Origin of the sequence: Methanobrevibacter sp. (assembly GCF_045646045.1) — an archaeon.
GTDB lineage: Archaea > Methanobacteriota > Methanobacteria > Methanobacteriales > Methanobacteriaceae > Methanocatella.
In genome coordinates this window covers 21,888-48,331 of sequence record NZ_JAZRJY010000026.1, presented here as the reverse complement: position 1 = coordinate 48,331, position 26,444 = coordinate 21,888, and the positions used below count along the sequence as shown (strand labels likewise).

Annotated in this window: 28 protein-coding genes; 18 read left to right on the top strand and 10 right to left on the bottom strand. The window is 30.2% G+C overall.

All coding sequences use genetic code 11. The features are described from left to right. The first annotated feature begins 211 nt into the window (after positions 1–211). On the top strand, positions 212–1,369 hold the full coding sequence (locus ACKI5C_RS01770; protein ID WP_407431427.1) for a hypothetical protein: 1,158 nt from the start codon (positions 212–214) through the stop codon (positions 1,367–1,369). 65 nt (positions 1,370–1,434) lie between these two features. Here the strand turns inward: ACKI5C_RS01770 and ACKI5C_RS01765 are convergent, their stop codons facing one another. Continuing rightward, positions 1,435–2,724, bottom strand: coding sequence for a dicarboxylate/amino acid:cation symporter (locus ACKI5C_RS01765; RefSeq protein ID WP_407431425.1), 1,290 nt, complete (start codon positions 2,722–2,724; stop codon positions 1,435–1,437). 466 nt (positions 2,725–3,190) lie between these two features. On the opposite strand from ACKI5C_RS01765, the gene thsA reads away from it, so the two are divergent. The 5 genes from thsA to ACKI5C_RS01740 are packed head-to-tail and all read left to right on the top strand — an operon-like array spanning position 3,191 to position 7,249. Continuing rightward, positions 3,191–4,801 carry a thermosome subunit alpha gene (gene thsA / locus ACKI5C_RS01760; protein ID WP_407431423.1) on the top strand — a complete coding sequence of 537 codons (1,611 nt, stop codon included), beginning with the start codon at positions 3,191–3,193 and terminating at the stop codon, positions 4,799–4,801. 31 nt (positions 4,802–4,832) lie between these two features. Beyond that, positions 4,833–5,849: an adenosylcobinamide amidohydrolase gene (locus tag ACKI5C_RS01755; RefSeq protein WP_407431421.1), complete on the top strand. Its 1,017-nt coding sequence runs from the start codon at positions 4,833–4,835 to the stop codon at positions 5,847–5,849. A 46-nt stretch (positions 5,850–5,895) separates the two neighbouring features. Further along, the gene (locus tag ACKI5C_RS01750; protein WP_296795661.1) at positions 5,896–6,123 is read left to right on the top strand and encodes a PRC-barrel domain-containing protein; all 228 of its coding nucleotides are present in this window, start codon (positions 5,896–5,898) and stop codon (positions 6,121–6,123) included. After that, entirely contained in the window at positions 6,123–6,644 is a 522-nt protein-coding gene (gene pyrE / locus ACKI5C_RS01745) for an orotate phosphoribosyltransferase (protein ID WP_407431419.1), read from the top strand. The genes ACKI5C_RS01750 and pyrE overlap by 1 nt, the downstream gene beginning before the upstream one ends. Continuing rightward, positions 6,644–7,249 carry a stage II sporulation protein M gene (locus ACKI5C_RS01740; protein ID WP_407431417.1) on the top strand — a complete coding sequence of 202 codons (606 nt, stop codon included), beginning with the start codon at positions 6,644–6,646 and terminating at the stop codon, positions 7,247–7,249. Before pyrE ends, ACKI5C_RS01740 begins: the two co-directional genes overlap by 1 nt. Positions 7,250–7,289: 40 nt before the next feature. Here the strand turns inward: ACKI5C_RS01740 and ACKI5C_RS01735 are convergent, their stop codons facing one another. The 4 genes from ACKI5C_RS01735 to ACKI5C_RS01720 are packed head-to-tail and all read right to left on the bottom strand — an operon-like array spanning position 7,290 to position 9,729. Continuing rightward, positions 7,290–7,793 (bottom strand): molybdenum cofactor biosynthesis protein B, encoded by a 504-nt coding sequence (locus ACKI5C_RS01735; protein WP_407431415.1) that lies wholly within the window; start codon positions 7,791–7,793, stop codon positions 7,290–7,292. A 48-nt stretch (positions 7,794–7,841) separates the two neighbouring features. Next, positions 7,842–8,132 (bottom strand): winged helix-turn-helix domain-containing protein, encoded by a 291-nt coding sequence (locus tag ACKI5C_RS01730; protein WP_407431413.1) that lies wholly within the window; start codon positions 8,130–8,132, stop codon positions 7,842–7,844. After that, positions 8,116–8,937 carry a helix-turn-helix transcriptional regulator gene (locus ACKI5C_RS01725; protein ID WP_407431411.1) on the bottom strand — a complete coding sequence of 274 codons (822 nt, stop codon included), beginning with the start codon at positions 8,935–8,937 and terminating at the stop codon, positions 8,116–8,118. The genes ACKI5C_RS01730 and ACKI5C_RS01725 overlap by 17 nt, the downstream gene beginning before the upstream one ends. After that, positions 8,938–9,729 (bottom strand): helix-turn-helix transcriptional regulator, encoded by a 792-nt coding sequence (locus ACKI5C_RS01720; protein WP_407431409.1) that lies wholly within the window; start codon positions 9,727–9,729, stop codon positions 8,938–8,940. It lies immediately after the preceding gene. Positions 9,730–10,089: 360 nt separating this feature from the next. On the opposite strand from ACKI5C_RS01720, the gene ACKI5C_RS01715 reads away from it, so the two are divergent. The 9 genes from ACKI5C_RS01715 (at position 10,090) to ACKI5C_RS01675 (ending at position 18,107) form a co-directional block, all read left to right on the top strand. Beyond that, the gene (locus ACKI5C_RS01715; protein WP_407431407.1) at positions 10,090–10,596 is read left to right on the top strand and encodes a type II toxin-antitoxin system VapC family toxin; all 507 of its coding nucleotides are present in this window, start codon (positions 10,090–10,092) and stop codon (positions 10,594–10,596) included. Next, entirely contained in the window at positions 10,593–11,714 is a 1,122-nt protein-coding gene (locus ACKI5C_RS01710) for a DUF2117 domain-containing protein (RefSeq protein ID WP_407431405.1), read from the top strand. Before ACKI5C_RS01715 ends, ACKI5C_RS01710 begins: the two co-directional genes overlap by 4 nt. 34 nt (positions 11,715–11,748) lie before the next feature. After that, complete coding sequence (locus tag ACKI5C_RS01705) at positions 11,749–12,702, top strand: methanogenesis marker 2 protein (RefSeq protein ID WP_407431403.1); 954 nt, start codon at positions 11,749–11,751, stop codon at positions 12,700–12,702. A 203-nt stretch (positions 12,703–12,905) separates the two neighbouring features. Beyond that, on the top strand, positions 12,906–14,447 hold the full coding sequence (locus ACKI5C_RS01700; RefSeq protein WP_407431401.1) for a methanogenesis marker 3 protein: 1,542 nt from the start codon (positions 12,906–12,908) through the stop codon (positions 14,445–14,447). After that, on the top strand, positions 14,425–14,892 hold the full coding sequence (locus ACKI5C_RS01695; protein WP_407431399.1) for a methanogenesis marker 6 protein: 468 nt from the start codon (positions 14,425–14,427) through the stop codon (positions 14,890–14,892). Before ACKI5C_RS01700 ends, ACKI5C_RS01695 begins: the two co-directional genes overlap by 23 nt. Before the next feature lie 15 nt (positions 14,893–14,907). Next, a complete protein-coding gene (locus ACKI5C_RS01690) occupies positions 14,908–15,363 on the top strand; it encodes a methanogenesis marker 5 protein (protein WP_407431397.1) in 456 nt (151 codons plus the stop codon). A 3-nt stretch (positions 15,364–15,366) separates the two neighbouring features. After that, positions 15,367–16,608: a methanogenesis marker 15 protein gene (locus ACKI5C_RS01685; RefSeq protein ID WP_407431395.1), complete on the top strand. Its 1,242-nt coding sequence runs from the start codon at positions 15,367–15,369 to the stop codon at positions 16,606–16,608. A gap of 11 nt (positions 16,609–16,619) precedes the next feature. Beyond that, positions 16,620–17,180, top strand: coding sequence for a methanogenesis marker 17 protein (locus ACKI5C_RS01680; RefSeq protein WP_407431393.1), 561 nt, complete (start codon positions 16,620–16,622; stop codon positions 17,178–17,180). Positions 17,181–17,240: 60 nt separating this feature from the next. Beyond that, positions 17,241–18,107: a radical SAM protein gene (locus ACKI5C_RS01675; RefSeq protein WP_407431391.1), complete on the top strand. Its 867-nt coding sequence runs from the start codon at positions 17,241–17,243 to the stop codon at positions 18,105–18,107. Positions 18,108–18,118: 11 nt separating this feature from the next. On the opposite strand, the gene ACKI5C_RS01670 is transcribed toward ACKI5C_RS01675, so the two are convergent. The 5 genes from ACKI5C_RS01670 to ACKI5C_RS01650 form a co-directional block, all read right to left on the bottom strand. Next, positions 18,119–19,561, bottom strand: coding sequence for a DUF6056 family protein (locus tag ACKI5C_RS01670; protein WP_407431389.1), 1,443 nt, complete (start codon positions 19,559–19,561; stop codon positions 18,119–18,121). A gap of 448 nt (positions 19,562–20,009) precedes the next feature. Further along, positions 20,010–20,489, bottom strand: coding sequence for a hypothetical protein (locus ACKI5C_RS01665; protein ID WP_407431387.1), 480 nt, complete (start codon positions 20,487–20,489; stop codon positions 20,010–20,012). A gap of 174 nt (positions 20,490–20,663) precedes the next feature. Next, the gene (locus tag ACKI5C_RS01660) at positions 20,664–21,257 is read right to left on the bottom strand and encodes a TetR/AcrR family transcriptional regulator (protein WP_407431385.1); all 594 of its coding nucleotides are present in this window, start codon (positions 21,255–21,257) and stop codon (positions 20,664–20,666) included. 108 nt (positions 21,258–21,365) lie between these two features. Next, positions 21,366–22,775, bottom strand: coding sequence for a radical SAM protein (locus ACKI5C_RS01655; protein WP_407431383.1), 1,410 nt, complete (start codon positions 22,773–22,775; stop codon positions 21,366–21,368). A 61-nt stretch (positions 22,776–22,836) separates the two neighbouring features. Further along, positions 22,837–23,487, bottom strand: a complete 651-nt coding sequence (locus ACKI5C_RS01650) for a hypothetical protein (protein ID WP_407431381.1) — start codon at positions 23,485–23,487, stop codon at positions 22,837–22,839. Positions 23,488–23,615: 128 nt separating this feature from the next. Between ACKI5C_RS01650 and xseA the strand changes: the two genes are divergently transcribed. The 3 genes from xseA (at position 23,616) to ACKI5C_RS01635 (ending at position 26,430) form a co-directional block, all read left to right on the top strand. Beyond that, positions 23,616–24,866: an exodeoxyribonuclease VII large subunit gene (xseA, locus tag ACKI5C_RS01645; RefSeq protein WP_407431379.1), complete on the top strand. Its 1,251-nt coding sequence runs from the start codon at positions 23,616–23,618 to the stop codon at positions 24,864–24,866. Position 24,867: 1 nt separating this feature from the next. Further along, entirely contained in the window at positions 24,868–25,089 is a 222-nt protein-coding gene (locus ACKI5C_RS01640; protein WP_407431377.1) for an exodeoxyribonuclease VII small subunit, read from the top strand. 351 nt (positions 25,090–25,440) lie between these two features. Next, positions 25,441–26,430: a beta-ribofuranosylaminobenzene 5'-phosphate synthase gene (locus ACKI5C_RS01635; protein WP_407431375.1), complete on the top strand. Its 990-nt coding sequence runs from the start codon at positions 25,441–25,443 to the stop codon at positions 26,428–26,430. Positions 26,431–26,444 lie beyond the last annotated feature (14 nt).

Genomic DNA, 26,444 nt, shown 5'->3' with positions numbered 1-26,444 from the left:
TATTTTTTCTATTTTTTTCTATATTTTTTAACTGGTTTCTATATCTTTTTAGTTTCTATTTTTGGTTAATTTAAGGGTTTAATTTAAATAGTATGACATCAATATTAAATATTAGATAAATATATTATAGTGTATATCATAATTTTTAAATTTAAAAATTAATTATATGCAAATTTCAATATTGAGATAAATTTTAAGTTAAGGGATAGAAATGGTAAATGGAATAGATACTGAAAAAGAGACTTTACAGTCTTTAGTCAGATCTTGTTTATTAGAGCTTAATAAACTTAAATTCGATTTAACACAAATGGAAGTAGAAAAAGCCAATGATAACTCTGCTTCACGAATTCGAGAGCTCGAACAGGATATTGTTGACAAAGAAAAAGAAGTTTCTGTTATTAAATTTAAAGCAGAAGAAGAAGTTAATCAACTCAAAGGTCAATTAGATGAAAAAGATTTATTAATTAAAAATCAAGAAGATAGAATTTATGAACTTGATTATGTAAATAATTCTTTAGATGAAATTAAAACTTATTTTGCAGAACAGTTAAAGGATTATAAGAAGAATGAATTGGCTGAAGTTAATGAAAGATTAAATGAATCATATAAGAGTGTTGCTGAAAAAGAAGCCCAAATCAATAATCTTTCAAGAACCATTGATGAGTATAAGATTCAAGTTATCAAATTGGAAAATGATGCTGGCGCTCAACAGGAAATAATGGAACTTGAAAAGCAATTAGAGTTAAAAAATAGGGAACTTCAGCAAAAAGAAAATGAAATTACTGCAATTGATAATCAAATGGCATTATTAAAAGAACAAACTATCCCAAAACAAGATTATGAAAATTTACAATCCCAATTTGAAAATGAAGTTGCAGCTATGGATAATGAGATTACTACATTAAAAGAACAATCTATCCCAAAACAAGATTATATGAATCTTAAAAAATTATTAGAAAATGAAGTTGCTGCAATGGATAATGAAATCAATGCATTAAAAGAAAATTCTATTCCTCGTGATGAATATGTAAGTCTTCAAAATTATCTGGAAAGTGAAATCTCTGTTCGTGATAGTGAATTAAAATATTTTAAAGAACAAAGTGTTCCTAAGTCAGATTATGTTGATTTACAAAACAAACTTCAAAATGAGATTACCGCAAAAGATAATGAACTCAAATATTTGAAAGAGCAAACTGTTTCACGTGAAGAATTCATCAACCTTCAAAATGAATTAATCCGCAAAAACGATAAAATTAAAAGGTTGGAAGAAATTAACGCATTCTTCAATGAGCTTCAAGAAGAACAGGATTCATATGAAACTATCGAAAGAACTCCTCCTTTCAAATTAGAGAAAAAACAACATAGATAAATATTTTTTTATCTATTCTTTTTTTATATTTTTATTCATCAATTTTTCCCCAATCTCTATTATTTTTAATTTTCGAATTTATTGTATGGTGGGGATTTTTTTCCGTTATAAATGTCAGTATCCAGATAATTATTTTTAAATGAAACACATATTGTACATATTGCATCGCCGACAACGTTGGAAACAATTCTAAACATATTTACAATATGATCTATTCCAAAGAAAAGGCCAACTGTAGTTAATGGTAAACCTACAGAAGCCATTACTGTGTTTAAAGTAATAACCCCAGCACTTGGAACGCCTGGAGTTCCAATGGAAATTAACATAATGGTCATGACTATTAAAAGCATCATGTCAAGTCCGAAATGAATACCAAAGACCTGAGCTGTGAACATCACTGCACATACTTGGAAAATTGAAGTTCCATCCATATTAATCGTAGCTCCCAACGGGATGGAAAAAGATGAAACCTCATTACTGACACCTAATTCATATAATTTTTCTAAATTAATTGGTATTGTCGCATTGGAAGAACATGAATTAAATGCAAATAGCATAACTGGGAAAAATTTCTTGTAGAATATTATTGGGTTTAGTCTTGTTATGGCGACTAGAATTATAGGATATACCACAAACATTTGAATGGCCAGACATACGATTACACATCCAATAAATGAAAGTAATGGAATGATTACATCAAATCCCAGGGAACCGAAAGTTTTTGCTATCAAACAGAAAATTCCAATTGGGGCAAATTTCATTATAAAACCCGTCATTTCCATAAAGAGTTTATTGGCTTCATCAAAAACATGTTTAATATTTTTGGTTTCATCTTTGAATTTTGTTAAAAATATACCTATCAGTACCGCAAAAATAATTATGGGAACCATTTCTCCTTCAGCTAATGACCCAATAATATTTTCGGGAATTATATTTAACAATGTGTCCGCGAATGTCTGGTTAATGGTTGCATTGTTAATTGGCTCGGAATTGGTAAAAGTTAAACCGGAACCTGGTTGCAATATGTTTGATATTATTATTGCTATTATTACTGCTATGGCTGTTGTTATTAGATAAAGGGCAATGGTACTCCCTCCAATTCTGGTTAATTTTTTCATATCCGAAATTGAAGAGACCCCTACAACTAGGGAACAAAAAACAAGGGGTATAACCATCATTCTAATTAATTTAATGAATCCATTACCTCCAATATAAAATATATGGTCCATTAAGATAGTGTTTTTAATAAATGGGTCTTTAACATATAAGTTTAAGGTTAATCCTACAATCAATCCTAAAAACATGGATATTAGCATCCATTGGGTTAGGCTAATGTTTTTCAATCTGTTAATCATTTAAATCATATTTTTTTGTGTTGATTAAAACCTTCTGATAAGTTTTAATTTTTCTAATGCCAAAATATATTTTTTTTTACATTACATTAAATTTTTTCCTATATTAATATATTGTAGTTATTGTTTTTATCTTTTAATATTTTGTTTTGGATTTATTCATGAATTTAAAATAATTGTAATAAATTCTGATTTCCAATTTAAATATTTTGGGAGTGTTCGATAATTATTTGATTTTCGAATCTCCCTTATTTTTATTTTATTTCTAAATTAAAAAAATTCTTTGAAATCATTTATAATCTTTTTTTATGAAATGTTTTTCTTACCAAAATTTACTAAATAGTAAAGTATTTATATAACCTTAAACTCATGTTATATGTAGAAAGGTTTATTCAACAATATAACTTATTTTTTCATGTTGATAACTAAACTGATCTAATTATTTATAAAATTAAAAAAAGGTGATTAAATGGCACAAGGTGGACAACCAATTTTTATTTTACCTGAAGGAACTAACAGATCCATCGGTAGAGACGCACAAAGAAATAACATTTTAGCTGGTAAAGTATTAGCTGAAACTGTAAGAACTACTTTAGGTCCAAAAGGAATGGACAAAATGTTAGTTGATGGTCTTGGAGACATTGTAGTAACTAACGATGGTGTAACAATATTAAAAGAAATGGATATTGAACATCCTGCAGCAAAAATGCTCGTAGAAGTAGCAAAAACCCAAGAAGACGAAGTTGGAGACGGAACTACTACTGCAGTTATTATTGCTGGTGAATTATTAAAAAAATCAGAAAGTTTATTAGATTCAGATATTCACCCAACTATCATTGCAATGGGATACAGAAAAGCAGCTGAAAAAGCTCAAGCAATCTTAGACCAAATTGCAATTGATAAAGTTGATACCGACACTTTAACTAAAGTAGCTATGACTGCTATGACTGGTAAAGGAACTGAAGCAGCACGTGAACCATTAGCAAAATTAATCGTTGAATCAGTACAAAAAGTTGCTGATGGAAATGTAGTTGACACTGATAATATTAAAATTGAGAAAAAAGATGGTGCTGTTGTAGAAGAATCCAACTTAGTTGAAGGAGTAATTGTTGACAAAGAAAGAGTACATCCGGGTATGCCATCTGAAATCAAAGATGCAAAAATCGCTCTTATTAACTCTCCAATTGAAGCTAAAGAAACCGAAATGGATGCTGAAATCAGAATTACTGACCCTGCTCAAATGCAAGCATTCATTGAAAAAGAAGAAAACATGATTAAAGAAATGGTTCAAAAAATAGCTGATTCTGGAGCTAATGTAGTATTCGCACAAAAAGGTATCGATGACTTAGCACAACACTATTTAGCTAAATCCGATATTATGGCTGTAAGAAGAGTTAAAAAATCAGACATTGAAAAATTATCCAGAGCTACTGGTGCAACTGTTGTTACCAATTTAGATGATTTAACTCCTGAAGACTTAGGTCAAGCTGGAACTGTTGAAGAAAGAAAAATCTCCGGCGATGAAATGATCTTTGTTGAAGAATGTAGTGCAGCTAAATCCGTAACTTTATTCGTAAGAGGTAGTACCAAACACATCGTTGATGAAATCGTAAGAGCTATTGAAGACGCAATCGGTGTAGTAGCAGCTACTGTTGAAGATGACCAAGTTGTAGCTGGTGGAGGTGCACCTGAAATCGCTATGGCTAAACAACTCAAAGATTATGCTGAATCCATTTCTGGAAGAGAACAATTAGCTGTAAATGCATTTGCAGAAGCTTTAGAAATTGTACCTAAAACTTTAGCTGAAAATGCAGGTTTAGACAGCATTGACTCTTTAGTAGATTTAAGAGCTGCTCAAGAAGACAGTCCTTACATGGGATTAGATGTATTCACTGGTGAAGTAGCAGATATGAAAGAAGCTGGTGTAATTGAACCTAAACGTGTCAAAAAACAAGCTATCCAATCTGCATCTGAAGCAGCTGAAATGATTTTAAGAATTGATGATGTAATTGCATCCTCTGGTGGCGCTGAAGATATGCCAATGGACCCTGGTATGGGCGGTATGCCTCCAATGATGTAAATTTAATTTACATCTTTTTCTTTTTTTATTTATGTCAAATAATAGACTTATTTTTAAAACTTCAACATCTGATGAAGTGTATTATTTTAAAGATTCGATTTTTATTAAATTTTTCAATAAAAGAAATACTCTTTCTACTTCTGTTTTAAATGGTGGAATTCAAAATGATTTAGATTTTGTTTTCAATCATCATTTGTCTCAGGACAATATTGATTATTTGGAAAATCATGATTTGGATGAATATCTGGTTAAACTGTGCAGTAATTATAATTTTGATCCTTTAAAATCAACAGGTCTTGTTACTCTTGCTTTGATGAAGAATTTATCTATTGTTACTAAAAAGTATAAGCAGCTAGAAGTCACGGCCGTTACAACGGCAGGTGTTCGTGTAAATGCGGTTTGTGCGGGGGATGATGCCTCATATTATGAGGAAAACGGTGAGTTTAACTTTGGAACAATTAATACAATTTTACTTATCAATTCAAAACTTGATGATAATGTCTTGGCTGAAGCTTTTATGGTAGCTAGTGAAGCTAAATCTGTTGCATTGAATAATTTAAAAATTCCTTCTCAGTTTTCAAATAATTTTGCAACTGGTACTGGTACTGATGGACTGATTATTGCTTCTAATTTGGATTCAGGTAATTCAATAACAAATGCTGGAAAACATTCCAAATTAGGTGAACTGATTGGCAAAAGTATAGTTGAATCTATACATGTAGCAATTAAAAAGCAAGTGTGGATTACTGCAAGTTCACAATCTAATGTTTTGGTATTATTAAATAGATATAAATTGGATATCAATGAATTTTATGATAGCATAAATCAAGATAAACATAGCTTTATTTCACAGCTAAAAATTGATTCAAAAATTCAGGAAAATATTGCCGTTACCTCTTCAATTTTAAACCTGGTTGATGATGTGAAAAAAGGTATTCTTAAAAAAGATAATGCTTATAAATTGGCCAATTCATTTTTGCAATATTGTCGGGGCGATACTGTTAAGTATTTATTAGCATTTTGGATTGAAAAATTTCTACAAAACTAAACTATTTAAATTAATAATTTAATAATATTGTATAATAGGTGATTTAATGAGAACTAAAGAATTATTCAACAAGGAAGTTTTGGATGGTAACATAAAAATTATCGGTAAAGTTCAAGAAATTATCTTTGATGAAGATAGCTTTGAAATTACAGATTTGGTAATTAAAAAAATAGGAATTTCAGAACAACTTCGCGATAGTGAAAATGTTATTCCTGTAGAATTGGTAAAAACTGTGGGAGATAAAGTTTTACTTAAAAGTGATGATGATATATAATGACATCTAAAGAACATTTAATCCAATTATTAAAAGAAAATGAAGTTTTCCTTAAAGGGGATTTCACATTATCTTCAGGTAAAAAAAGCGATTACTATATTAATATGAAAAAAGCTATTACAGAGCCTGAAATATTATCATCAATTGCTAAATTAATCACAGAACTGATTGCAGAAGATAATGTTGATAAAGTTGCAGGACCTGCTTTAGGTGCAGTTCCAATTGCAACTGCAGTATCTCTTGAAAGTAAAATTCCATTATTAATGATTAGAAAAGAAAAGAAAGGTTACGGCACCTCTAAATTAATTGAAGGGGAGTTAAACTCTGGAGATAATGTCATTGTCGTTGAAGATGTAACAACAACTGGAGGATCTTTGCTTAAAGCTATTAAAGCCATTCAGGAAAATGGCGGCAATGTAACAAGAGCTTTTGTTGTTGTGGACAGACAAGAAGGTGCTAGTGAAGCATTTGAAAAAGAAGGAATTGTCTTAGAACCTTTAATTAAAGTGGATGAGTTCTAATGGTTGAAATTTTCACAAAAGAGTATATAAAAGGATATTTTTCTAGAAATAAAAAAGTGATACTGGTCGCTTTGGCAATTTTTCTAGTATTTTTCGTCATTGGTATTATTGTGGGTAATATTCAGACTGGAGATAATTATGGCAGTATTACTAAAGAATTGAGTAAAAGTAATGTGTCAATCCCTTTTTCTGAAGTTAGTGGTGGTGCTATAGGATTATTCATCCATAATTTATCAGTTGATTTAATGATTTTTATTGGTGGATTTTTATTTTCAATAATTTCAGTGTTGCTAATAATATTTAATGCTGTAGCTATTGGCGTACCATTCGGTGGCGATTTTTATTTTGCTTGTTTGTCAATTATTCCTCATTTCATCTTTGAATATTTGGGAGGAAGTGTTTTCACATTAACTGGTGCATTTTTAATTACAAAATTGGAAATTGATGTTATTAAAAAAAGAAGTTTTAAAGAAGCTGTTTCAGATTCTTATATTCTAAAAGACATTCTTTTTTCACTGATATTGACTGTGATTTTTTTATTGATTGCAGCAGTTATCGAAGCATATGTTACTCCAGGTATTGTAATTGCGGCATTCAGCAAATGATTAAAAAAAATGATGGATGTTGAATCCATCTAAAATTATTTTATTTTTTGGCATGATGAACGATGTGTGGTAGTTCATCAATAATTATTTTTAAAGCTGTTTTAACTGCATTAGGTGACCCTGGCATGGAAAATATGCAACATTTTTTATAAACACCTGCAGTTGCACGTGAAAGCAGTGCTCCTGAACCAATTTCGATATATGATTGATTTCTAAATATTTCACCAAATCCATCAATTTTTTTGTCGAATAACTCTTCAACTGTTTCTACAGTGATGTCTCTATCACTAAGGCCAGTTCCTCCATTAGTTAATATGACATCAATACCTTCATCAGCCATTTCTTCAATGGCCTTTAAAAGATCATCCTTTTCGTCTTTGATGATGCATCTAGATTTTAAGATATATCTTTTTTCAATTTCTTTTTCTATATAATCTCCGGATAAATCCTCCTTTTTGCTTCTGCTATCACTTAATGTAATGATGGCGCAGGATATATCTGAAGAGGATTCATTTTGATGTTCTTTCGTTGTTTTACTTCCCATTCAATCACCTGAATTTTTACTTTATAATAGTTTATATTTAATTGATATTTAAATTAACTCTTTAATTCGATAAAATTCCTCCTTTTCATTTAACAGTGATTTGGTTGCAGAATAACAGGCGCCATATTTTACCTCGCTTTTTTCGACTATATGGTGTTTTAACATTATCTGAAAATGACGATATGCCGTGTTGTAACTAATATTTAGTATATTAGACATTTGATTTGGATTATATGGCCTTTCTAGTATTTGCTCTATTATTCTGGCTGATGTTTTTCCACCTTTTCTCTGTAAGAGAATCATTTCCAAAGCTATTATCGTTTTATTCTTTTCTCTCATTATTATCACTTTCCATATAATGTTTGAAAAGTTCCTTACTCCACTTTATTGCACTTTTATCTGTAGCTATGATAATTTGTGAGTCATCATAGTGATTATCTTTAAAAAATAATGTCAGTGCCATAAAATCAGGGGAGTAGGTTAAGAATATTTTAAGATTTTTTTCTGTTTCAATTATTCTTACATTTTCATTCTCAATCAAAGATTTTTTCAGATATCTGCTTTGTTTCATGGTTTGTAGTATTTTAGTATTGATTAATATTGTCAATTGTGTTATTTCATTGTTTTTCAATTGTTTTATCAAATATTTGAAATGATTTTCTGAATATATTGGTAGTATTATTGTCAATTCATTTGACGTTGATATTAACTCAACGTATTTGTTGAAAGCATTTGATAAATCACTTGTCGTTGATGAAATGAACTGAGCATCCTTTAAAAGATATAACTTGTTTAAAAAATTTTCTGGAATTCCGCTTAAATCGTGGTTATTCCAGAAAAGTTTATTTTTTTCAATTGAATGCCAGTTTTCAATCAATTTTATTACATTTGTTGCAAGCAAATATCCGTTTGATGTTAATTCGTAGTATTTTCTATCTTTTTTGATTAAATTATTTTCTTCAAGTTCTTTTAAGCCATGCAATATGGTTGCTGAAGGCTTTTGCAATTCATTTCTGATTTCATTAAGGTTTTTTTTATTATCATATAATACCACTAGGATTAATGTTCTCATTGATGATGTTAAAAGGTATTTGACATTTTTGAATTCCTGTGTATTGTTATTTTTAGCAGTATCCGCAGTCATTTAAATCACTTTCATTTTCATCGTTTCAAATAAGTCATTTGCCCATTTAACTGATTCGGGAGTATTTGAATTTAGAATTCTATTTTGATCGTAACTTCCGTCAGTTTTAAATAATCCCAAATTCATTGATTCATCGCAGATTAACAGGTATATATCTAATTTTTCTTTTAGGATATGAATTTTTAAAGAAGAGTTTTTTATGCATCTGTTCTTTAAATCCTTATCTATCTGGGATATTAATCCTTTATAGATATCCTTTCCCATTATCAATTCAATTTTTCCATCATTTTGCATTATGTTTTCAATTAATTTTGGATAATCCGGATGTATGTAGGGCAGAATTCCCCTAATATTTTTGGAATTTTCCAGCTGTTTCTTGATATTGTTGTGAGTTTTGTAAATATCAATAGGGTCAGTTTCTATCAATTTTGATTCATATAACTCAGTAATATTTTTAATCAGCTCAGTATTGATGTTATTTATGTCATGTTTGTACCATAGACTGTCAAAATTTTTTATCACATCAACGCTTTTTTTAAATTCCATAAGCTGGTTAAAATATAGTTTTGTCATGGGGGTCATTGTATAAACTCTGTTTTCTTTAGTAACATGGTTTTTGTATTCCAATTTATTCATATTGTTTGAAACGGAGGAATATGCAATATTTGTCTTATTTACAATGTCTTTAATTGTTTGAGGTTCATCATTCAGTTCCGTTAGTATTTTTAACCTGATTTCTGATTTGACAATAAATAACATGTCCTTTTCAATATAATTTTTCTCTAAAATCATTTTATCACAGCATTAATTTTTTTCTTTTTTTAGATATTATTCATGTTCTATGGAAATATGTTCCTACTATTACATTTTTTCCATCAAATTAATATAAATATATGAAAATTTGGTGAATATTCTATGAATATTACCGGAATATTGGGTGAAAATCTTATGTATAATGGTGGGATAATTAATTTAACGATGGTTTAAAATGATTTTATCATGATAATGAGGGATGAAGAATTGTGAAATACTACATATATTACAATTAAAAATTTCATCTAAGTAAAAAAAATTATGTGGCTGTTTCTGATTATGATTGGGTTTAAATCAATTTTCAAAAAATATTATAAACTGTTAAGTTAAAGTATATTCATGGAAATTTATTATGTTTTAGATGCTTCAGCATTCATTAATGGTTTTAAACCAGTATCAAAAAATAATTTCACTGTTCCCGAAATCACTGCAGAAATTAAGGATTTTGAATCAAGATTGCTCTATGATAGTGCAGTTGATGACGGTATATTAATAGTGCAGGATGTTACAAAGGATTATATTGATAAAACAGATGAAATCATATCCAAATCCGGAGACATTTTAAGACTTTCAGTTCCGGATAAAAAGATAATAGCTTTGGCATTGATGCTTATGGATGAGGGTAAATCTGTAAAAGTTATCAGTGATGATTATACGATTCAAAATACTTTAAAAATAATGAATATTCCATATTCTGGAATTATAACTGAAGGAATTAAAGAAATATACAATTGGAAAAAGGTCTGTCAGGGATGTAAAAAGGAATTTGATGAGGATTATCCTTTTGATGATTGTGATGTTTGCGGATCTAAAATATTTAAAAAGAGAATTAAGGTGGCTAAATGAAAATTGGTGTAGTTGTCCACGGTCCCAATATTATTGATTCGGGGTATGCATTAAAATTAATTGATTTAATAAGTGAATATGGGGACGTTTCTGCAAGGCTTGGTGGAACAATGGGCCGTACTGCGGTTATTGATTCGTCTTTGGAGGATGTCATTGACATTTCAAAAAAACTTGTTCCAAGCGATTCCTTAAAAATTTTTCATGATAATGGTTCAGATATCATATTCCTTTTAAATTATGGTAAATCTTCCACTACTGGTCAGGTTTTTGGCTATAAAGTATATAATCACTATAAAAATAAGATTGATGAAAACAATATTCCGATTATTCAGATTGAAAGGCCTGGTGAAGAAGATGGCAGCATCATTAACTGGGCAGTTAAAAGCGATTTGGCCGAGGAGTTTGCTAATAAACTAGATTTAAACATCGTAACGCCTGAAGAAATCTATGAAACCCACATTAAAGATGATGAAAAAAGCCGGCAAAGACGTACTATTCACGGAGTCAGTCCTGGTGAAAACATTATGGTCAATGGTGTTGTCATTGGAAAATCAACATCAGACAAACTTGTTCTGGTTTCAAAGGACAATCAGATAGTCGATATTGTTGGTGGCAGGATAAAGGAACATGGTGTTGAAAAACTGGGCTCTATTGATTTAAAAACTGCCATAGTAAAAACAGGACTTTTAAGAAAAGCAAAAGTGACTCCAAGGGTTTTAGACAGTGATGTTTCAAAGGATTTTAAAGTAGCATTTCTTGATCATGCCGGGGAGGATGTTTATCAGTTCAGAGATTCTTCTGTGGTAATTACAATTGGTGATGATACCACATTGATTGCATCAGATATTTTATATCGTTTTAATATTCCAATCATAGGTATTACAGACGGAGATTTGGATAAAGTAGTTGAAGACGGATTCAAATCTAAAAATTCCTTAATTTTTGAAGTTGAAAGTGGAAACGATGATATTATTGGTGGAGAAATTCATAAAGTAATTTTCAACAATAAAAAGGAATTAATTAACTCAAATGAATTTAAATCAATCACTGATTTGGAAAATAAAATTATTGAAATAATAAATAATAGAAATATTAAATATAAAATTAATAAAATTTAAGGAAGTGGGGTTTATTTTAGACTTTGAAAAACTCATGAAAGAAGTGCAGGAATTTGAAGGGGTTACACGTAAAAGCTCTATAGATAATGTAATAAATCTTTTAAGTGAAGCATATAATGTTTCCGGTGATGTTATTATTGATATAGGTGACGACGCATCTGCTGTTGATATTGGGAACAATCAGGTCATGCTGATTGCTGCTGATGGAATATGGGGGCAAATTATGAATGTCAATCCATATTGGGCAGGGTACTGTTCAGTTCTTGTAAATGTAAATGATATTGCTGCAATGGGCGGAAAGCCACTGGCCATGGTTAATATAATGTCAATTAATCATGATGAGATTTATGAAGATTTACTGACTGGAATAAAGGACGGTTGTTTAAAATTTGGTGTTCCGATGGTTGGAGGACACCTACATCCTGATGGTGGTTGTGATTCTGTAGGTGTGGCAATTGTTGGAATTGCACAAAAAGATAAGTTAATTACTAGTTTTGATGCGAAAACTGGAGATAAAGTTATTGTAGCTATTGATCTGGATGGTAAGCCTCATGAAATGTTTAGCCTAAACTGGGATACCACTTATGATAAAGATGCTAAACTGGTTCAGGATCAAATTACAGCAGTTCAGTATTTGGCCGAACATGATTATGTTAAGGCGGGCAAGGATATTTCAAATCCAGGAATTTTGGGAACCTTGGAAATGCTTCTGGAAACATCTGGCAAGGGAGCAAATGTCAACCTCTTGGATATTCCAAAAAATGAAAATATGGATTGGGCTGACTGGTTAAAATCATACCCAGGTTCTGGATTTGTTTTTACGGCTCCTGAAGATAAATGTGACTTTATTAAAGAGTATTTGGCAAAATATTCAATAGAGGCTAATGTTGTCGGTGAAGTAACTGATGATTTAACATTAAATGTTACTTATGAAGACCAGACAATTGAAGTCTTCAATCAGAATAAAAATCCTGTTTTTAAATTATGATGTGGTTAATTAATCACACCTATTTTAATTTTTTTTGTAAAAATTGATTAGAAACTTATTTTAAAAAAGAGGACTAAAAATCCTCTATTTTCTATTTTTTAGGGTATTTTTAATTACGTATTTTAAGATAAATATTTAAATGAATAACTATTTTTATATTGAAAAACATAATTAACATATTAAACAATATATTAGGAGATTGTATGTTAATTAAAGTTAATGGCAAAGAGATTGATGTGGCTGAGGGGTCTACAATTCAAGATGTAATTGGAGAAACTAATGCCCCATATACTCCTGGTAGTATTATTTGTCTAATTAAAGGTAAAAAAGAACTGGAAAAGAATATTACTAAATATAAAATCAAAACAACAAAAGGTTCTATTATTATTGAGTTGGTTGATAATGATGAAGCAAAGCCTATGATTGATGTATGGAAAAATCAATATGAGGAGTTTGTGGATTTATCTATTAGGTGGTCTACTTCCAATGAAGTTGCTATCGGACCTATTGTAACTGACTTGGAGCCCACTCATGACGAATTCAAATATTATGAGGGGGATGTTGTTTTAAGTTTATCTAGTTTTAGTAATGAATCAACACATTTAATTCTTCTTAAAGAAAATATTACTAATGTATTCAGTGTACCTCCATACAATAAAGGTATTTTTGCAAATGTTATTGGTGGTAGAAAGACTTTAAGTGAATTAACTGATGATGATAAAGTAACTTCTATTGAACCGATTATTGAGAGAAGTACAACAACAGACAGTGCATCTATTTCTGATTTAAGTACTGTTTTGGAAGAAGGTAATGAGTTATACACTTATATTTCTTTTGAAATAGATGAAGATTCACCAATTTGTGTTGAACATTTGTTTTCAATAATTAAGGATAATAGAATTAAGGTTAATTTTGATTCAAATTCTTTTTTAGGTTTTTATGAATTAGAGGGTATTGATAAACCTAAAGAAGATACTACTCAAAGAGTTAGAGGAACAATAACTATTAGAAACGCTGGTAATGGTGTAGGTAGGATGTATGTTTACCGTGAAAACAGAGTATTGACTCCAAATCATACTACTGTCGGTAAAGTCACTGCTGGAATGGAAATAATAGATATTGCGAAAAAAGATGATTTTATAACTGTTAAATCAGAACAACAAAGATTATTATTACTGTCTAAATCTCAAAGCGAAGCAAGTAAAATACTGGCAGAGGCGGGTATTGAGCATGTTCGTGAGGGCGTAACCGATGATGATGGATTAATTGTCGAGCAATCTCCTAGACATACTATTGATATTTTAAAAGAAGGAAAAGTTGTAACAACAGCTATTAATCCTAATGAGTTACGCGATGTTAAATTTGTTGATAATGCTCCAAGGTCAGTTAAATACTTTAAATTAATTTCTGGTCTTTTGGAAAATCCTGTTGGTAAGATTAAAGTTCACTTTGCAGTTCCGGGAATGCATATTACTATTTTTGAAGGAAATAAAAAATTGGCTAAAGGTCTTGTCCCTGAAAATAATCCCGTTGACGTTGTAAATGAATGTGAGATTGGTATTACCAATATGGCTTCAAAAAGTGCTGGTTTGATAGGTATTAGATTCGAACCTAATCGGGAATTTGGACCGACTGCAGAAACATTTAATGCAACAAATATTGTTGGTAAAATGGTTACTAATACTGAAGGTTTAGAAGAATTAAAAGAAGGAGTTGTAGTATATGTCAGAGAATCTATGTCCTAAAGTTGACATGAGTAGTGAAGACTGGGATCCGGATGTAATTACTCGTATGATTATTCTTGGACCGGGAGCCCATGTAAGCGAAAGTGAAATCGTTGGTGAATTCCACATGCTTGGATTGCCTTTAACAATTAAAAACACCTGTTACGGATCAATGATTAGTGGAAAAAAGGATGATGTTTTAAAAGCTATTGAAGAGATTAGAAAACTTGATCCTGCACATATATTCACTAAAGAGAGAGGATTTGCTCCAGGCGATCCTAGAAGATGCAGAGGTCATAGATTTGGGCCTAGAGAAGGATTCCATCAAATGGAAAAAGAATATACAATACTTGGTTATGTTGCTGAAGCGTTAGAAAATCCTAAAGATGTTACAGTTGAAAAGAAAAAACCAGTTAAAGTTGATGATTTTAAAGAAATTATGAATGAATGTTTAGAAAACAAATAAATTATAGGTGAAAATATGGTGAAAGTAGCTATTTATCCTCCAAATTCATTAATCTTGGCAGATTTAATTGAAAGGAAAGGTCATACTCCTTTAGTTCTTCAAAAACAAATTAGACAAAAAATCAAAGATCCGGAGATTGATTCTCCTCCAATGAACATTACTGAAGAAGATCCAATTAAAGGTCTTAAATATGCGGCAATTGAGGTTCCATCAGGGGTTCGTGGTAGAATGTCAATTATAGGACCATTAATAGATGAAGCCGAAGCAGCTATTATTGTTGATGGTGCACCGTTCGGATTTGGTTGTATTGGATGTGCGAGAACTAATGAATTATCAATATTCTTACTTAGAAATCGTGATATTCCTGTTTTAGAAATAACTTATCCGACAAATCAGGATGAAACATATGTAATGGTTAATGAAATTAATGATTTCATTGATTCACTTGAAGAAAAATCAGAGGAGGAATAAAATATGGTAAAAATTGCTTTAGTTTCATGTGGAACTGAATATAGTGGAATTCAAAAGGAAATTGAAAAAGCAGCTAATAAATTTGGTGCAGAAATTATTCTTCCAGAAATTGATTTGGATTACATTGATGAAGCATATGAGAAATTTGGTTTTTCTGCTCAAAGTTCAAGTTTAAAATTAATGATTGCAAGAGCTATGGCTATTGTTGAAGGTAGATCAAAACCTGATGCAGTATTTATTGCTACTTGTTTTAGATGTGCTGAAGCAGCACTTGTAAGAAATGAAGTAAGACGTTTCATACAACATAATACTCGTATACCTGTAGTTACCTATTCATTTACTGAAAGGACAAAAGCTGATGAATTATTCATCCGTATGGAAGCATTAGCTACTACTGTAACTCGTAGAAGTATTCTTGCTCGTGAAAAACAAGAAGGTCTTACTCTTGGTCTAGACTCAGGTTCAACTACTACAAAAGCTGTTCTGATGGAAAACAATAAGGTTATTGGAACCGGTTGGACATCAACTAAGGATATCATAGAATCTGCAAAAATTGCGGCTACTGAAGCATTTGGACAGACTGATTATGACTGGGATGATGTGGATGGTATTGGAACTACTGGTTATGGTAGATTTACTATGGGTCAGGAATTTGGTGCCGAACTTATTCAGGAGGAATTATCCGTCAATGCTAAAGGTGCAGTTTATTTAGCTGACTGTCAAAAAGGTGAAGCTACTGTATTGGATATTGGTGGTATGGATAACAAAGTAATTACCGTTAATAACGGTATTCCTGATAACTTTACCATGGGTGGTATTTGTGCCGGTGCATCCGGAAGATTTTTGGATATGACTTCACGCAGACTGGATGTTGACATTACTGAACTCGGTCCTTTAGCTGTTCAGGGGGATTGGAGAAAGGCAATGTTAAACTCATACTGTATTGTATTTGGTATTCAGGACCTTGTTACTACTCTTGCAGCAGGCGGATCTAAAGCAGATGTTGCAGCTGCTGCATGTCACTCTGTATCAGAGCAAGTTTACGAGCAACAACTTCAGGAAATTGATATTCGTGAACCATTGATACAAGTTGGAGGAACAAGCTTAATTTCAGGTCTTGTAGAAGCTGTAAGTGAAACTTTAGGTGGAATTGAAGTTATCGTTCCTGAATATTCCCAACACATTGGTGCTGTAGGTGCAGCTCTTCTTGTATCAGGAATGGGACACAGAAATGATAATAAATAAAGAGTGGTTTGATGTTAGTTGAATGCTATGATAAGAAAGGTGCGGAAGTTTATGAAATCATCATTAAACAAATCTTTCAGGATTTGGTGTTAGGTCCATCTGTTGATGATTTAAAGGCTTTTGTAAATCCTGATGATCCTGTATTTATATTAGCTATTAAAATGAAAAAGACTTCTACTGTTGTTGAATTCAAAGATGTTGCTTCATTAACTTATAATAAAGCAGATGATGTAACTATGATTCTTGTTGATGATGAAAATTACCTCCCTAATATTTTAAATAAATTATGGAGAATGTTTTCAAGAGATGAAATATACCAGCCAAACAGATACCAACTAGAAATTTCAGGAAACCAAACGAATTTAGAAACTTTGGTCATTGATGACCCTCACTCTAATCTTCAAAGAAGAATTTATGATGCAATATTTAGAATTTTGCCTGAAGGATTTAAAATTATAAAGGACATGTCTACTGAAGATATTGTAGCAGTTGTTGCTACTGATGAGCTAATCATGGATGCATGGATTGAAAAAGCAAATGAATATATTGCTGAATTGGAAAGCGGAATGTAGAAAAATATATATAACACTTGTTATAAAATAACTATAAATAAATGGGGAGAAGTGGTTTTTATGAATGAACATAAAGGTTCAAGATTTGCTCATATCACTAAAGCACATCCTTGCTTTAATGAAAAAATGCATGATAAAGTTGGTAGAGCTCACGTACCCGTTGCACCTAAGTGCAATATCTTCTGTAATTTCTGTACAAGGGATATTAACAATGAAGAGGATAGGCCGGGTGTAGCAAGTTGTATAATGAATCCTGATGATGCAATTGCTCATATTGATGATGTAACTGCTGATGGTCCAATTTCAGTTGTTGGAGTAGCAGGTCCTGGTGATTCTCTTGCTAACGAAGCAACATTTGAATTCTTTGAAAAAATGGCTGATAAACATCCTGATTTGATTAAATGTATGAGTACAAACGGGCTTTTACTTCCAAAATATGCTGATAGACTTGCAGAACTTGGAGTAAATTCAGTTACTGTTACAATCAATGCAATTGATCCGGATATTGCTGTAGATATTTATTCATTCATTAAATATGAAGGAAAAGTATATAAGGATTATGAGGCTGTTGAAATCTTAATCAAAAATCAGTTGGATGGTGTTGAAAAGGCAGCAGCTAATGGTATGGTTGTAAAAGTTAACTCTGTTTTAATTCCAGGTTTAAACGATGAACACATTGTTGAAATTGCAAAAGAAGTTAAAAAAAGAGGGGCTTCTTTAATGAATATTTTGCCGTTAATACCATTAGGTAAAATGAAGCATTATTCACGTCCTGATTGTTCAATGATGGAAAGTGTTCGTGAGCAAGTAGAAGAAATAATACCGGTATTTAGGGCATGTACTCAATGTAGGGCGGATGCTTATGGAATTCCTGGTAAAAAAAGCGAAGATCATCATTTAGGAATGACTCCACAAAGTCATTACTAAATCTATTTTTTTTAAAACATAACAAAAACAATTGCAAATACTCCCATATAAGTAAATAATCCTAAAATGGCTAATATTATTGTTATTCGTTTTTCTGAAGTTTTACTGAGGGTATTTTCATCAAAAAGTTTCTTAATTAGCATAAGAGTAACTGCAATTATTGTTGTATAGAAGAAAAATGCGGTTCTGGATCCTGATGCAAAGATTGTTGGTGAAAATCCAACAGCTAATCTGGTTATAAATCCTACAATAAATAAAATTAATGGGAATATTTGTTCTTTTCCAAATGTTTTAAATATCATCCAACAGCTGCTTAATATTAGATAAATACTAATCAGAATTGCTAATACTGTAGAGGCTGTAACAGCGTTTGGCAGTCCTTTATATGTAAATAAATGGATGGTGTCGTTTATTAGAGGCATACTTTTAGTAATTGAATCCACTGTGGAAAATGCTGATACAACAATAGGGTTATGCATTAATCCAATTTTTAAATAGTTTGGAATGCTTGTAATATCAATCAATGTTTTAAAAAATACTAAAAAAAGTATTAATATGATATTAAAGTATAAGATGTATTTTAGATTTTTATTTTTTGTTTTAAGTAATGTCGATGCACTTAGAATTATGTAAAATACTGTAAATAATACTTTATCTTTTAATAGAATTCCAATTGTTGGGATTGTACCTAAATATAGTTTTTCAATTATTCCGAAGTTTGCATATTCTACATAAAATCTTGCAGTTTCGACAATCATTCTTTTATCATTACCTGGAGAAGTTAAAATCATTGTAAATGTTAATGCGGATATTATTACAATTAAAACATTATATTTGCTGATATTTTTCTTTTTGATTATGCAATAAATTAAATATGATGCGTTAATTCCTAAAATCAAAAGGCAGGATTGTTCTTGATTTACCGCATAGATTAAACTTAATATTGATATAATATAAATGAATATATTTGTTTTTTTACCATTTATTTCATTGATTAATGGTATAAATGATATCATTGCAAAAACAAAACACCATAAATAGTTTAAAGTTGTAGCTATCCATCCAGCACTCGCCATATCAAAGAATGGGTACATTAAGAATAATGACACTCCAATTAATGTAATATACTTATTATTGTCTTTATTGATGAATTTTATAAGTAGATAAACGCCAAGGGTATAGAGTATTATATCAAGTAGTTTCCAGATAAGGTAGTTTTCTTTAGCTAAAATTACTGTAATGCAGTCTATAAGTAGTCTACTGGACCATTCATAGTATCTAAAAGATATGAAATTGCCTAATGATTGATCTGATAAAACCTTTGCATACCAAATATCGTCACCCACGAATGACATAATTTTGTGGAGTGCCAGCATCAGTATAAAAAAGCCGATAATGGGCAGATTATTTTTGATGAATTGAGTTAATTTAGATTTATCAATATTCATATTCATTCAACCATTTTCGCTTGTAACATTGATCAATTTTAATTTCATCCGTTTTTTTTTGTTGTATGTGAGTTTAAGGACATATTTTGGGATTTGAAATTAATGCTAAAACCTTATTATTTTTTCATGTTCTACATAATGTTATTCAAGCATACTTTTTTAGCATTTGATGTGATTTATTAAACAATGATGCATTTTATCACATATAATATATGGAAGTAATGATATAAATAATTTAAAACTTTAAAAAGAAGTTTGGATGAATTTTTTTGAACTATATTTTCATGAAGTATCATTTAATGAATATTTGTTAAAATATTCAAAACTTAACAAAGTTCAATAAGGTCCTAGCATCGAATAAAAAAATATTCATAATAAGTAAAATTATTAAATTAAGGATTTATTGACAAAACCTTTAAAAAAAGAAAAGATTAATATCAAAAAATGATATTAATTAGAATGCAAGTACTTTTACTTGATTATTGTGGTTAAATTCAGCTAATTTTAAAGCTAAATCGGAATTTTGAATGTTACTTGAATCTTTTGCCCATGCTACAACAACAAATTGTTGACCGTCAACTTCTACAAGTTCTGAGATACCATGTGTTGCATGATCTCTATCGGTGAAATTAGCAGTATTATCTGAATTTTTATCGATTTTCATGTCATTGTCAGCTTTTAAGTAGTCCTTACCTTCATCTTTAATAAGGTGGTCATAACGATCATTGTCTTTGTGATTATCGTCATCTACATTTTTATAGATTGTGATTCCTGAATCTTGTTTATCATCAATATTTATTGAATAATAATCGTCACCGAATACATGTTTATATGCATCGTTTACTTTGAAATCATTTACACTTTTGGCTGCAAAAGCACCACCTATTAATAGTGTAGAAATGATAAATATGAAAAAAATTTTTTTTCCATCCATTTTTTATCGCCTCTAATTTAATTTAACCTCAGAGAAATTATTTTCTATTTATCTCTGTGGTTTAATTTGTTATATGGAATAAATTAGTATATAAAGATTTTTGAATGTAAGTACTAACTTTCATGTTCAAATAATTAAATAAAAGGAAAGAAATAAGGATATTTTTAAAAAAAATTATTTTTTCTTTATTCCATTATATAATATGTCTAAAAATGCATCCGCATATTTTTGTGAGTCCAGTTCTGCATTTTCATCGTAAACTTTTCTTAAAACAATGGATTGGAATGTTACACTAAAACAATTTATACTCAATACTCGAGTATCAACATTTCTGATTTCGCCTTTTTCAATTTGTAATTTGAAAAATTCCTCAAGTTTGTTGAGCATAGTATTTGTAATTACTGAAATTAAACGCTTTTTTTCTGGAATTTCACGAACTTCTTCCATAGAAATCTTAATTATACTAAAATCTTTGTCTTTTAGTTCAAAAAGTCCTTCAAAGTTTTTACCAAGATATTCTTCAATTGTTTCATCACCAGTGAAATCAAAAATTGATTCAATTTTTTCAAGAAATTCATTGAAATAATGCTCTTTTGTAGTTTCGATTAAATTTTTTTTAGTATCAAACTTTCTAAAAATAGTTACTTCATTAACGCCAGCTTCACTGGCAATTCTTTTTGTTGTAGCCTTATCAATACCTTCTTTTTGAAGAATTTTAAATGTGGCATTAATAATTTTTTCTTCAGTGCTATCAAATTCACTTTGCATATAAATATCCCCATAATAAAATCTATTCATTAGATATAATTCATTATATAGATATGGATGTTATTGATTTTAAACTTGTCTATTTTTTCTGAAAAAAAAATGAAAAAATTAATCAGTTAATATTCCATTTTCCCACCTATATATAACATGTTCATTGGAATCATGGTTATAAATGAAATCTATATAATATTTATTGTCTTTTAACTGTGTTTTGTCGATGTATGTTGTAAATCCTCCGCACCAGCCCTTTTCTTTTCCTTTAAATTCATCTGCATCAAATCTTTTTTTTGTTGATGTATAATAATATTTGATATCTCCATTTAAACCGGTTAATTTTATAATAAGATTGTCAGTATTAACTTTTCTATCTGGACAACACCATCCGCTCAATTCGATGTATGCATCATTTTCACTTAATTTATCTATTAAAATAAATCCATCACCTAAAGTTTGTTTCTTTTCATTATAATCTATGCAGTTTGCAATTTCGGCTCTATATGAATATAATTCATAGAGTTTGTCTTTAAAGAATTTTTCCGGATTTTCGAGAGATATTTTTTCGGGGGTGTTATTTTTTTTATCAATGCATGTTCCATCAGAATCTATTCTTAAAAATAAATATTCATAATCTTCTACGATTTCAAAATTGTTTATGGCCTTTTTAAAAATGTCTAATTCTGCGTTCTGATTATTATTTTCATTTTCAAATTCATCCAAGTCATCACAGGATAAAATATTTATATCAACATGACAGTCTAATTCATTTAGCTGAGATATTATTTTTTCAGTTTCTTTTTTTGATAAGAATTGCTTTTTATTCCATTCCATATTTTCATAATCATTAAGATAAGGGGTTCTTATTTCATGTGATTCAATAGGAAAATGCTTGCAGGTATATTTTACCAAATCAATAATTTCGTCTTTATTCTCTTTTAGTAATATTGTAATGAATCTTAAATTTGGAATATCCAGGTTATTTTCATTAATCACTTTTTCCAATGTATCCAAATTATTTTTATAATGGTGGAATTTGCTGTTTTGTGTAATATCCTCAAATTTGGCTGGATTTAAACTTTCTATTGAAATATTAACTAAACGGATATTTGAGGACAATATATCTTTGATAAATTCTTCATCCATTGGTCTTGCAAGATTGGTTGTTAAGAAACATTTGTTTTTAGCTATCGGGGGCAATAATTTTAAACATTTTAAAAATAACGGATTTATGGTTGGTTCATATATGCATGAAAAGTAAAACCCATATCCTCCGCCAGCATAATCTTTAACCATTGGCAATACTTCAAGCACTGCTTTAAATGTATCTAAATCCATATTAACTGGTTTTTCATCAAATGGGGTAAAGCAAAAACGGCATCTTTGATTACATGTGTTGTTTGTATCTATATTAACCGCATCGTACATCATTATTTCTTTTTGAGGGCGAATAAATTCGATTTCATTATCTTTTTTTGCAATTTTTTCCTTGAATTTATCAAGATATTGATTTAAACCCGGCATATTTTATTCCCTATTTTTATATTATGGTAAAAGTTATGTCCCAATTATAATATCTATTTTACTAATATAGTTTTTCGCCACTATATTCATTCTCTTCAGTATATATTCTGATTAATGTGTCTAGAGTATCATCATACATTAATCTATAGCCAATGGCTCCTCCATTTGGTGTTTCTACATTGTTTAGGCTTAAATCACTATGTTCTCCACAATTGTTAATGATGTACCACATTCCGTGAGGGGTGTAAATGAATAGAGTTCCTTCACCATTTTCATTGCCTATTTTAAAACTATCTTCGGGGTCATATATTTTGGTTGAATGGATTGCCAATCGACTTAAATTCTGTTTTGGTCGTGTCCCACCATTTTTAAAAAGAGTATTGAGCCATTCATATGTTTTATCTTTGAGATTTGCTTTTTTAATAGGATCTTTAAATGCTTCTTTAATTTTGTTTTGTCTTTTTTCCAGGGTGTTTTCTATTCCCAGGATTTCTTCAACTTTTGGCACATCTTCTTCTAGGCATCTATATCCTTCTGGTCTTCCGGTGACTTTTATTATTCCGTCTAAAAAATCTTTTCTTCTAAAATTTCTCATATATGGTTTTACTTTTTCAAATTCCTCATCAGGAATTTTTTTGTTTAATCCATATAAATATCCATATTCATTTGCATCATAGCATTTTGTTTCAAGTTTTAAATCTTTATCTATCATAAAAAAGCCTTTTGTGATTGGATAGTTGTAATTTAATTTTAATTAAATAAAAATTTTGTGATGTTTGTTAATTTCACAAAAAAATTATTTACTTGTTATCAACAAAATATTACCTATGGTGATATTTTATGGTTGAGGAATATATCACTGTATCCAAAGTAACTGACTATATTAGTGAGTTATTTCGCAGTGATTCAAATTTGAAGCATATTCTTATTAAAGGAGAATTGTCGAATGTTAAATTATATCCTAGTGGACATTTATATTTCACTTTAAAAGATGAAGAAAGTCAAATTAAGGGAGTAATGTTTGGGGCGAAATATAAACTTAAATCCAAACCTGAAAGCGGTACGAAAGTTCTCATTAAAGGAAAAATTGAAGTTTATAAAAATTATGGTAATTATCAATTATATGCTGATGAAATCCTTAAAGATGGTATCGGCGATTTGCACAGAAAATTTGAGGAATTAAAAGAGAAACTTAATAAAGAGGGGTTGTTTGAACAGGACCATAAAAAGAAAATCCCAAAATTTCCAAAAAGAATTGGCGTTGTTACTGCAGCTAATGGTGCAGCAATTCGTGATATCATAACGACAATTAAAAGAAGATGGCCTTTATGTGAGGTAATGCTTTTTCCATCATTGGTTCAGGGTGATAGGGCTGGTGAAAATATTGTTCGCCAAATTAAACGTTCTGAAAATTTTAATCTTGATACCTTGATTGTTGGAAGGGGTGGCGGAAGCATTGAAGATTTGTGGGCCTTTAATGAGGAAATTGTTGCAAGAGCCATTTATATGTGCAATACTCCTGTTATCAGTGCCGTTGGTCATGAAATAGATTTTACAATAGCAGATTTTGTTGCGGATTTGAGGGCACCAACACCAACTGCCGCTGCTGAATTGGCAGTTCCTCAATTTAAAGAAATTAGAAATGATGTTGATCAGTTTAATTCAAGAGCTAATTTGGCTATTAATAAAACTTTAAATGAAAATATGGCTAGATTGGACAATATTATTTCAAAAAAATTATTCACATCTCCTGGTGAAATCTATGCTCCAAAGGAAATGCAGCTCGATTTAACGGTAAATCGTTTAGTACACTCTTCCAAGTCTTTAATAATGAAAAATCAAAGCAGACTGGATTTGGTTAAAAGTTCGTCTGTTTTTAAAAATCCTGGAAGTATTATTAAGGCTAAAAGGGAAAATTATTTGTTGCAATTTTCAAAGTTGGAACTTTTAAATCCTTTAAATACATTAAAAAGAGGTTATACTTTAGCTAAAAGTGAAGGTAAAGTTATTTCCAGTTCTAAGGATTTGAAGTCTGGTGATGAGTTGGAAGTTGAATTTAATGATGGTAATGTTAACACAAAGGTGATTTAGTATGGTAGATGAAAATGTCAGTTTTGAAGATAATTTAAAAGAATTAGAAGAAATTGTTGAAAAATTAGAAAAAGGTGATGTTCCTTTAGATAATGCAATTGAAGAGTTTAAAAAAGCGATGGATTTAGTTAAAGCTTGTGATGATAAACTTAAGGATGCACAAGAGACTATTGCAAAAATTGTTAATGAAAATGGTGAAATAGTCGAATTCAATGTTGATTAAAAAATTTGAAAGTAGTGTATGGATAACAATTTTAAAGTTAACAATGTGCTGATTTTTACTGTAATTGTTTCTGAAAAATGTGTTTAACTATTAATTGTGAAAATCTAATCTTTAATGTTTGTTGTATGTTCTATGTGCTGCTGATGAAATTGGGTTGATATATTGAATATTAACTTAATTTCTGGGATATATCATTACCCGTTTTTGGGATGCTTATTCAATTGCCAATAAAATTGCAATAAGTTAAAATTAATATTTTAACTTTTTTTTTAATATATGCATATAAAAGTTTTTATATTTAAATTTAAAGAAATTATATTGTAATAAAATATATTTTTTTGGGCGATAATGATGATAATAAGAACACCTGCTAGAATCCATATAACCTTATTGGATTTAAATGGTTCATATGGAAGAATTGATGGGGGAATCGGATTTTCTCTACAAAACCCACAATTCATTTTAGAAAGTACTCAAACAGAAAGTGGAGTAACAGTGGAATTTGATGAAAGTATTACAGATGAAGAAGCAATTGAAGAATGTAATTTAAAAATAAAACAGGCTTATGAAGATATCTGTAATAATTTTGATTTGGATATCGGTTTTGATTTTAAAGTTCACAATGCATTTTCAGCACATTCCGGATTTGGATCCGGTACTCAAATTGCTCTTGCAACTGCTAAATTAATGTGTGAAACTGTTGGAATTGAAAAAAATTCTGTTGAACTGTCCTCAATTGTTGGAAGAGGTGGTACTTCAGGAATCGGAACTTATGGTTTCGAAGAAGGAGGTTTTATTGCTGATGGAGGACACAGTTTAAAGGAAAAAGCTACGTTTTTACCTTCTTCAGCATCAAGTGCATGTCCGCCTCCACTTATTGGAAGATATGAGTTTCCTCAGGAATGGGATGTGTTAATTGCAATACCTCCATACGGATTATCCATTCATGATGGTGAAGAAGTTAACTTATTCCAGAGATTCTGTCCGCTCCCTCAAAGAGAAGTGGAACAACTGTCTCATATTGTATTTATGAATCTGATTCCTGCAATGCTTGAAAAAGATATTGAAGAATTCGGAAAATGTATCGATGAGATTCATAAAAGAGGATTCCAAAAAGCAGAATTAACATTATATGATGAAAGAATGCATAATTTAATGCAGCATTTACGTGATAATGGTGCATATGGTGTTGGAATGAGTTCTTTCGGACCAACTATTTATTCTGTAGTCGATGAAAGAAATAAGGAATCCGTATTAAAAGCAACTCGCGAATTTTTAGGTGAAGATGCACCTATATTTATAACTAAAGGTCAAAACAGTGGTTATGTAATTGAAAAATAATCACTTTTTTAATT

Bases quoted from the DNA above. Each gene is read 5' to 3' on its own strand.
- ACKI5C_RS01770 (WP_407431427.1), top strand. From the start codon at position 212: ATGGTAAATGGAATAGATACTGAAAAAGAGACTTTACAGTCTTTAGTC.
- ACKI5C_RS01765 (WP_407431425.1), bottom strand. From the start codon at position 2,724: ATGATTAACAGATTGAAAAACATTAGCCTAACCCAATGGATGCTAATA.
- thsA (WP_407431423.1), top strand. From the start codon at position 3,191: ATGGCACAAGGTGGACAACCAATTTTTATTTTACCTGAAGGAACTAAC.
- ACKI5C_RS01755 (WP_407431421.1), top strand. From the start codon at position 4,833: ATGTCAAATAATAGACTTATTTTTAAAACTTCAACATCTGATGAAGTG.
- ACKI5C_RS01750 (WP_296795661.1), top strand. From the start codon at position 5,896: ATGAGAACTAAAGAATTATTCAACAAGGAAGTTTTGGATGGTAACATA.
- pyrE (WP_407431419.1), top strand. From the start codon at position 6,123: ATGACATCTAAAGAACATTTAATCCAATTATTAAAAGAAAATGAAGTT.
- ACKI5C_RS01740 (WP_407431417.1), top strand. From the start codon at position 6,644: ATGGTTGAAATTTTCACAAAAGAGTATATAAAAGGATATTTTTCTAGA.
- ACKI5C_RS01735 (WP_407431415.1), bottom strand. From the start codon at position 7,793: ATGGGAAGTAAAACAACGAAAGAACATCAAAATGAATCCTCTTCAGAT.
- ACKI5C_RS01730 (WP_407431413.1), bottom strand. From the start codon at position 8,132: ATGAGAGAAAAGAATAAAACGATAATAGCTTTGGAAATGATTCTCTTA.
- ACKI5C_RS01725 (WP_407431411.1), bottom strand. From the start codon at position 8,937: ATGACTGCGGATACTGCTAAAAATAACAATACACAGGAATTCAAAAAT.
- ACKI5C_RS01720 (WP_407431409.1), bottom strand. From the start codon at position 9,729: ATGATTTTAGAGAAAAATTATATTGAAAAGGACATGTTATTTATTGTC.
- ACKI5C_RS01715 (WP_407431407.1), top strand. From the start codon at position 10,090: ATGGAAATTTATTATGTTTTAGATGCTTCAGCATTCATTAATGGTTTT.
- ACKI5C_RS01710 (WP_407431405.1), top strand. From the start codon at position 10,593: ATGAAAATTGGTGTAGTTGTCCACGGTCCCAATATTATTGATTCGGGG.
- ACKI5C_RS01705 (WP_407431403.1), top strand. From the start codon at position 11,749: ATGAAAGAAGTGCAGGAATTTGAAGGGGTTACACGTAAAAGCTCTATA.
- ACKI5C_RS01700 (WP_407431401.1), top strand. From the start codon at position 12,906: ATGTTAATTAAAGTTAATGGCAAAGAGATTGATGTGGCTGAGGGGTCT.
- ACKI5C_RS01695 (WP_407431399.1), top strand. From the start codon at position 14,425: ATGTCAGAGAATCTATGTCCTAAAGTTGACATGAGTAGTGAAGACTGG.
- ACKI5C_RS01690 (WP_407431397.1), top strand. From the start codon at position 14,908: ATGGTGAAAGTAGCTATTTATCCTCCAAATTCATTAATCTTGGCAGAT.
- ACKI5C_RS01685 (WP_407431395.1), top strand. From the start codon at position 15,367: ATGGTAAAAATTGCTTTAGTTTCATGTGGAACTGAATATAGTGGAATT.
- ACKI5C_RS01680 (WP_407431393.1), top strand. From the start codon at position 16,620: ATGTTAGTTGAATGCTATGATAAGAAAGGTGCGGAAGTTTATGAAATC.
- ACKI5C_RS01675 (WP_407431391.1), top strand. From the start codon at position 17,241: ATGAATGAACATAAAGGTTCAAGATTTGCTCATATCACTAAAGCACAT.
- ACKI5C_RS01670 (WP_407431389.1), bottom strand. From the start codon at position 19,561: ATGAATATGAATATTGATAAATCTAAATTAACTCAATTCATCAAAAAT.
- ACKI5C_RS01665 (WP_407431387.1), bottom strand. From the start codon at position 20,489: ATGGATGGAAAAAAAATTTTTTTCATATTTATCATTTCTACACTATTA.
- ACKI5C_RS01660 (WP_407431385.1), bottom strand. From the start codon at position 21,257: ATGCAAAGTGAATTTGATAGCACTGAAGAAAAAATTATTAATGCCACA.
- ACKI5C_RS01655 (WP_407431383.1), bottom strand. From the start codon at position 22,775: ATGCCGGGTTTAAATCAATATCTTGATAAATTCAAGGAAAAAATTGCA.
- ACKI5C_RS01650 (WP_407431381.1), bottom strand. From the start codon at position 23,487: ATGATAGATAAAGATTTAAAACTTGAAACAAAATGCTATGATGCAAAT.
- xseA (WP_407431379.1), top strand. From the start codon at position 23,616: ATGGTTGAGGAATATATCACTGTATCCAAAGTAACTGACTATATTAGT.
- ACKI5C_RS01640 (WP_407431377.1), top strand. From the start codon at position 24,868: ATGGTAGATGAAAATGTCAGTTTTGAAGATAATTTAAAAGAATTAGAA.
- ACKI5C_RS01635 (WP_407431375.1), top strand. From the start codon at position 25,441: ATGATAATAAGAACACCTGCTAGAATCCATATAACCTTATTGGATTTA.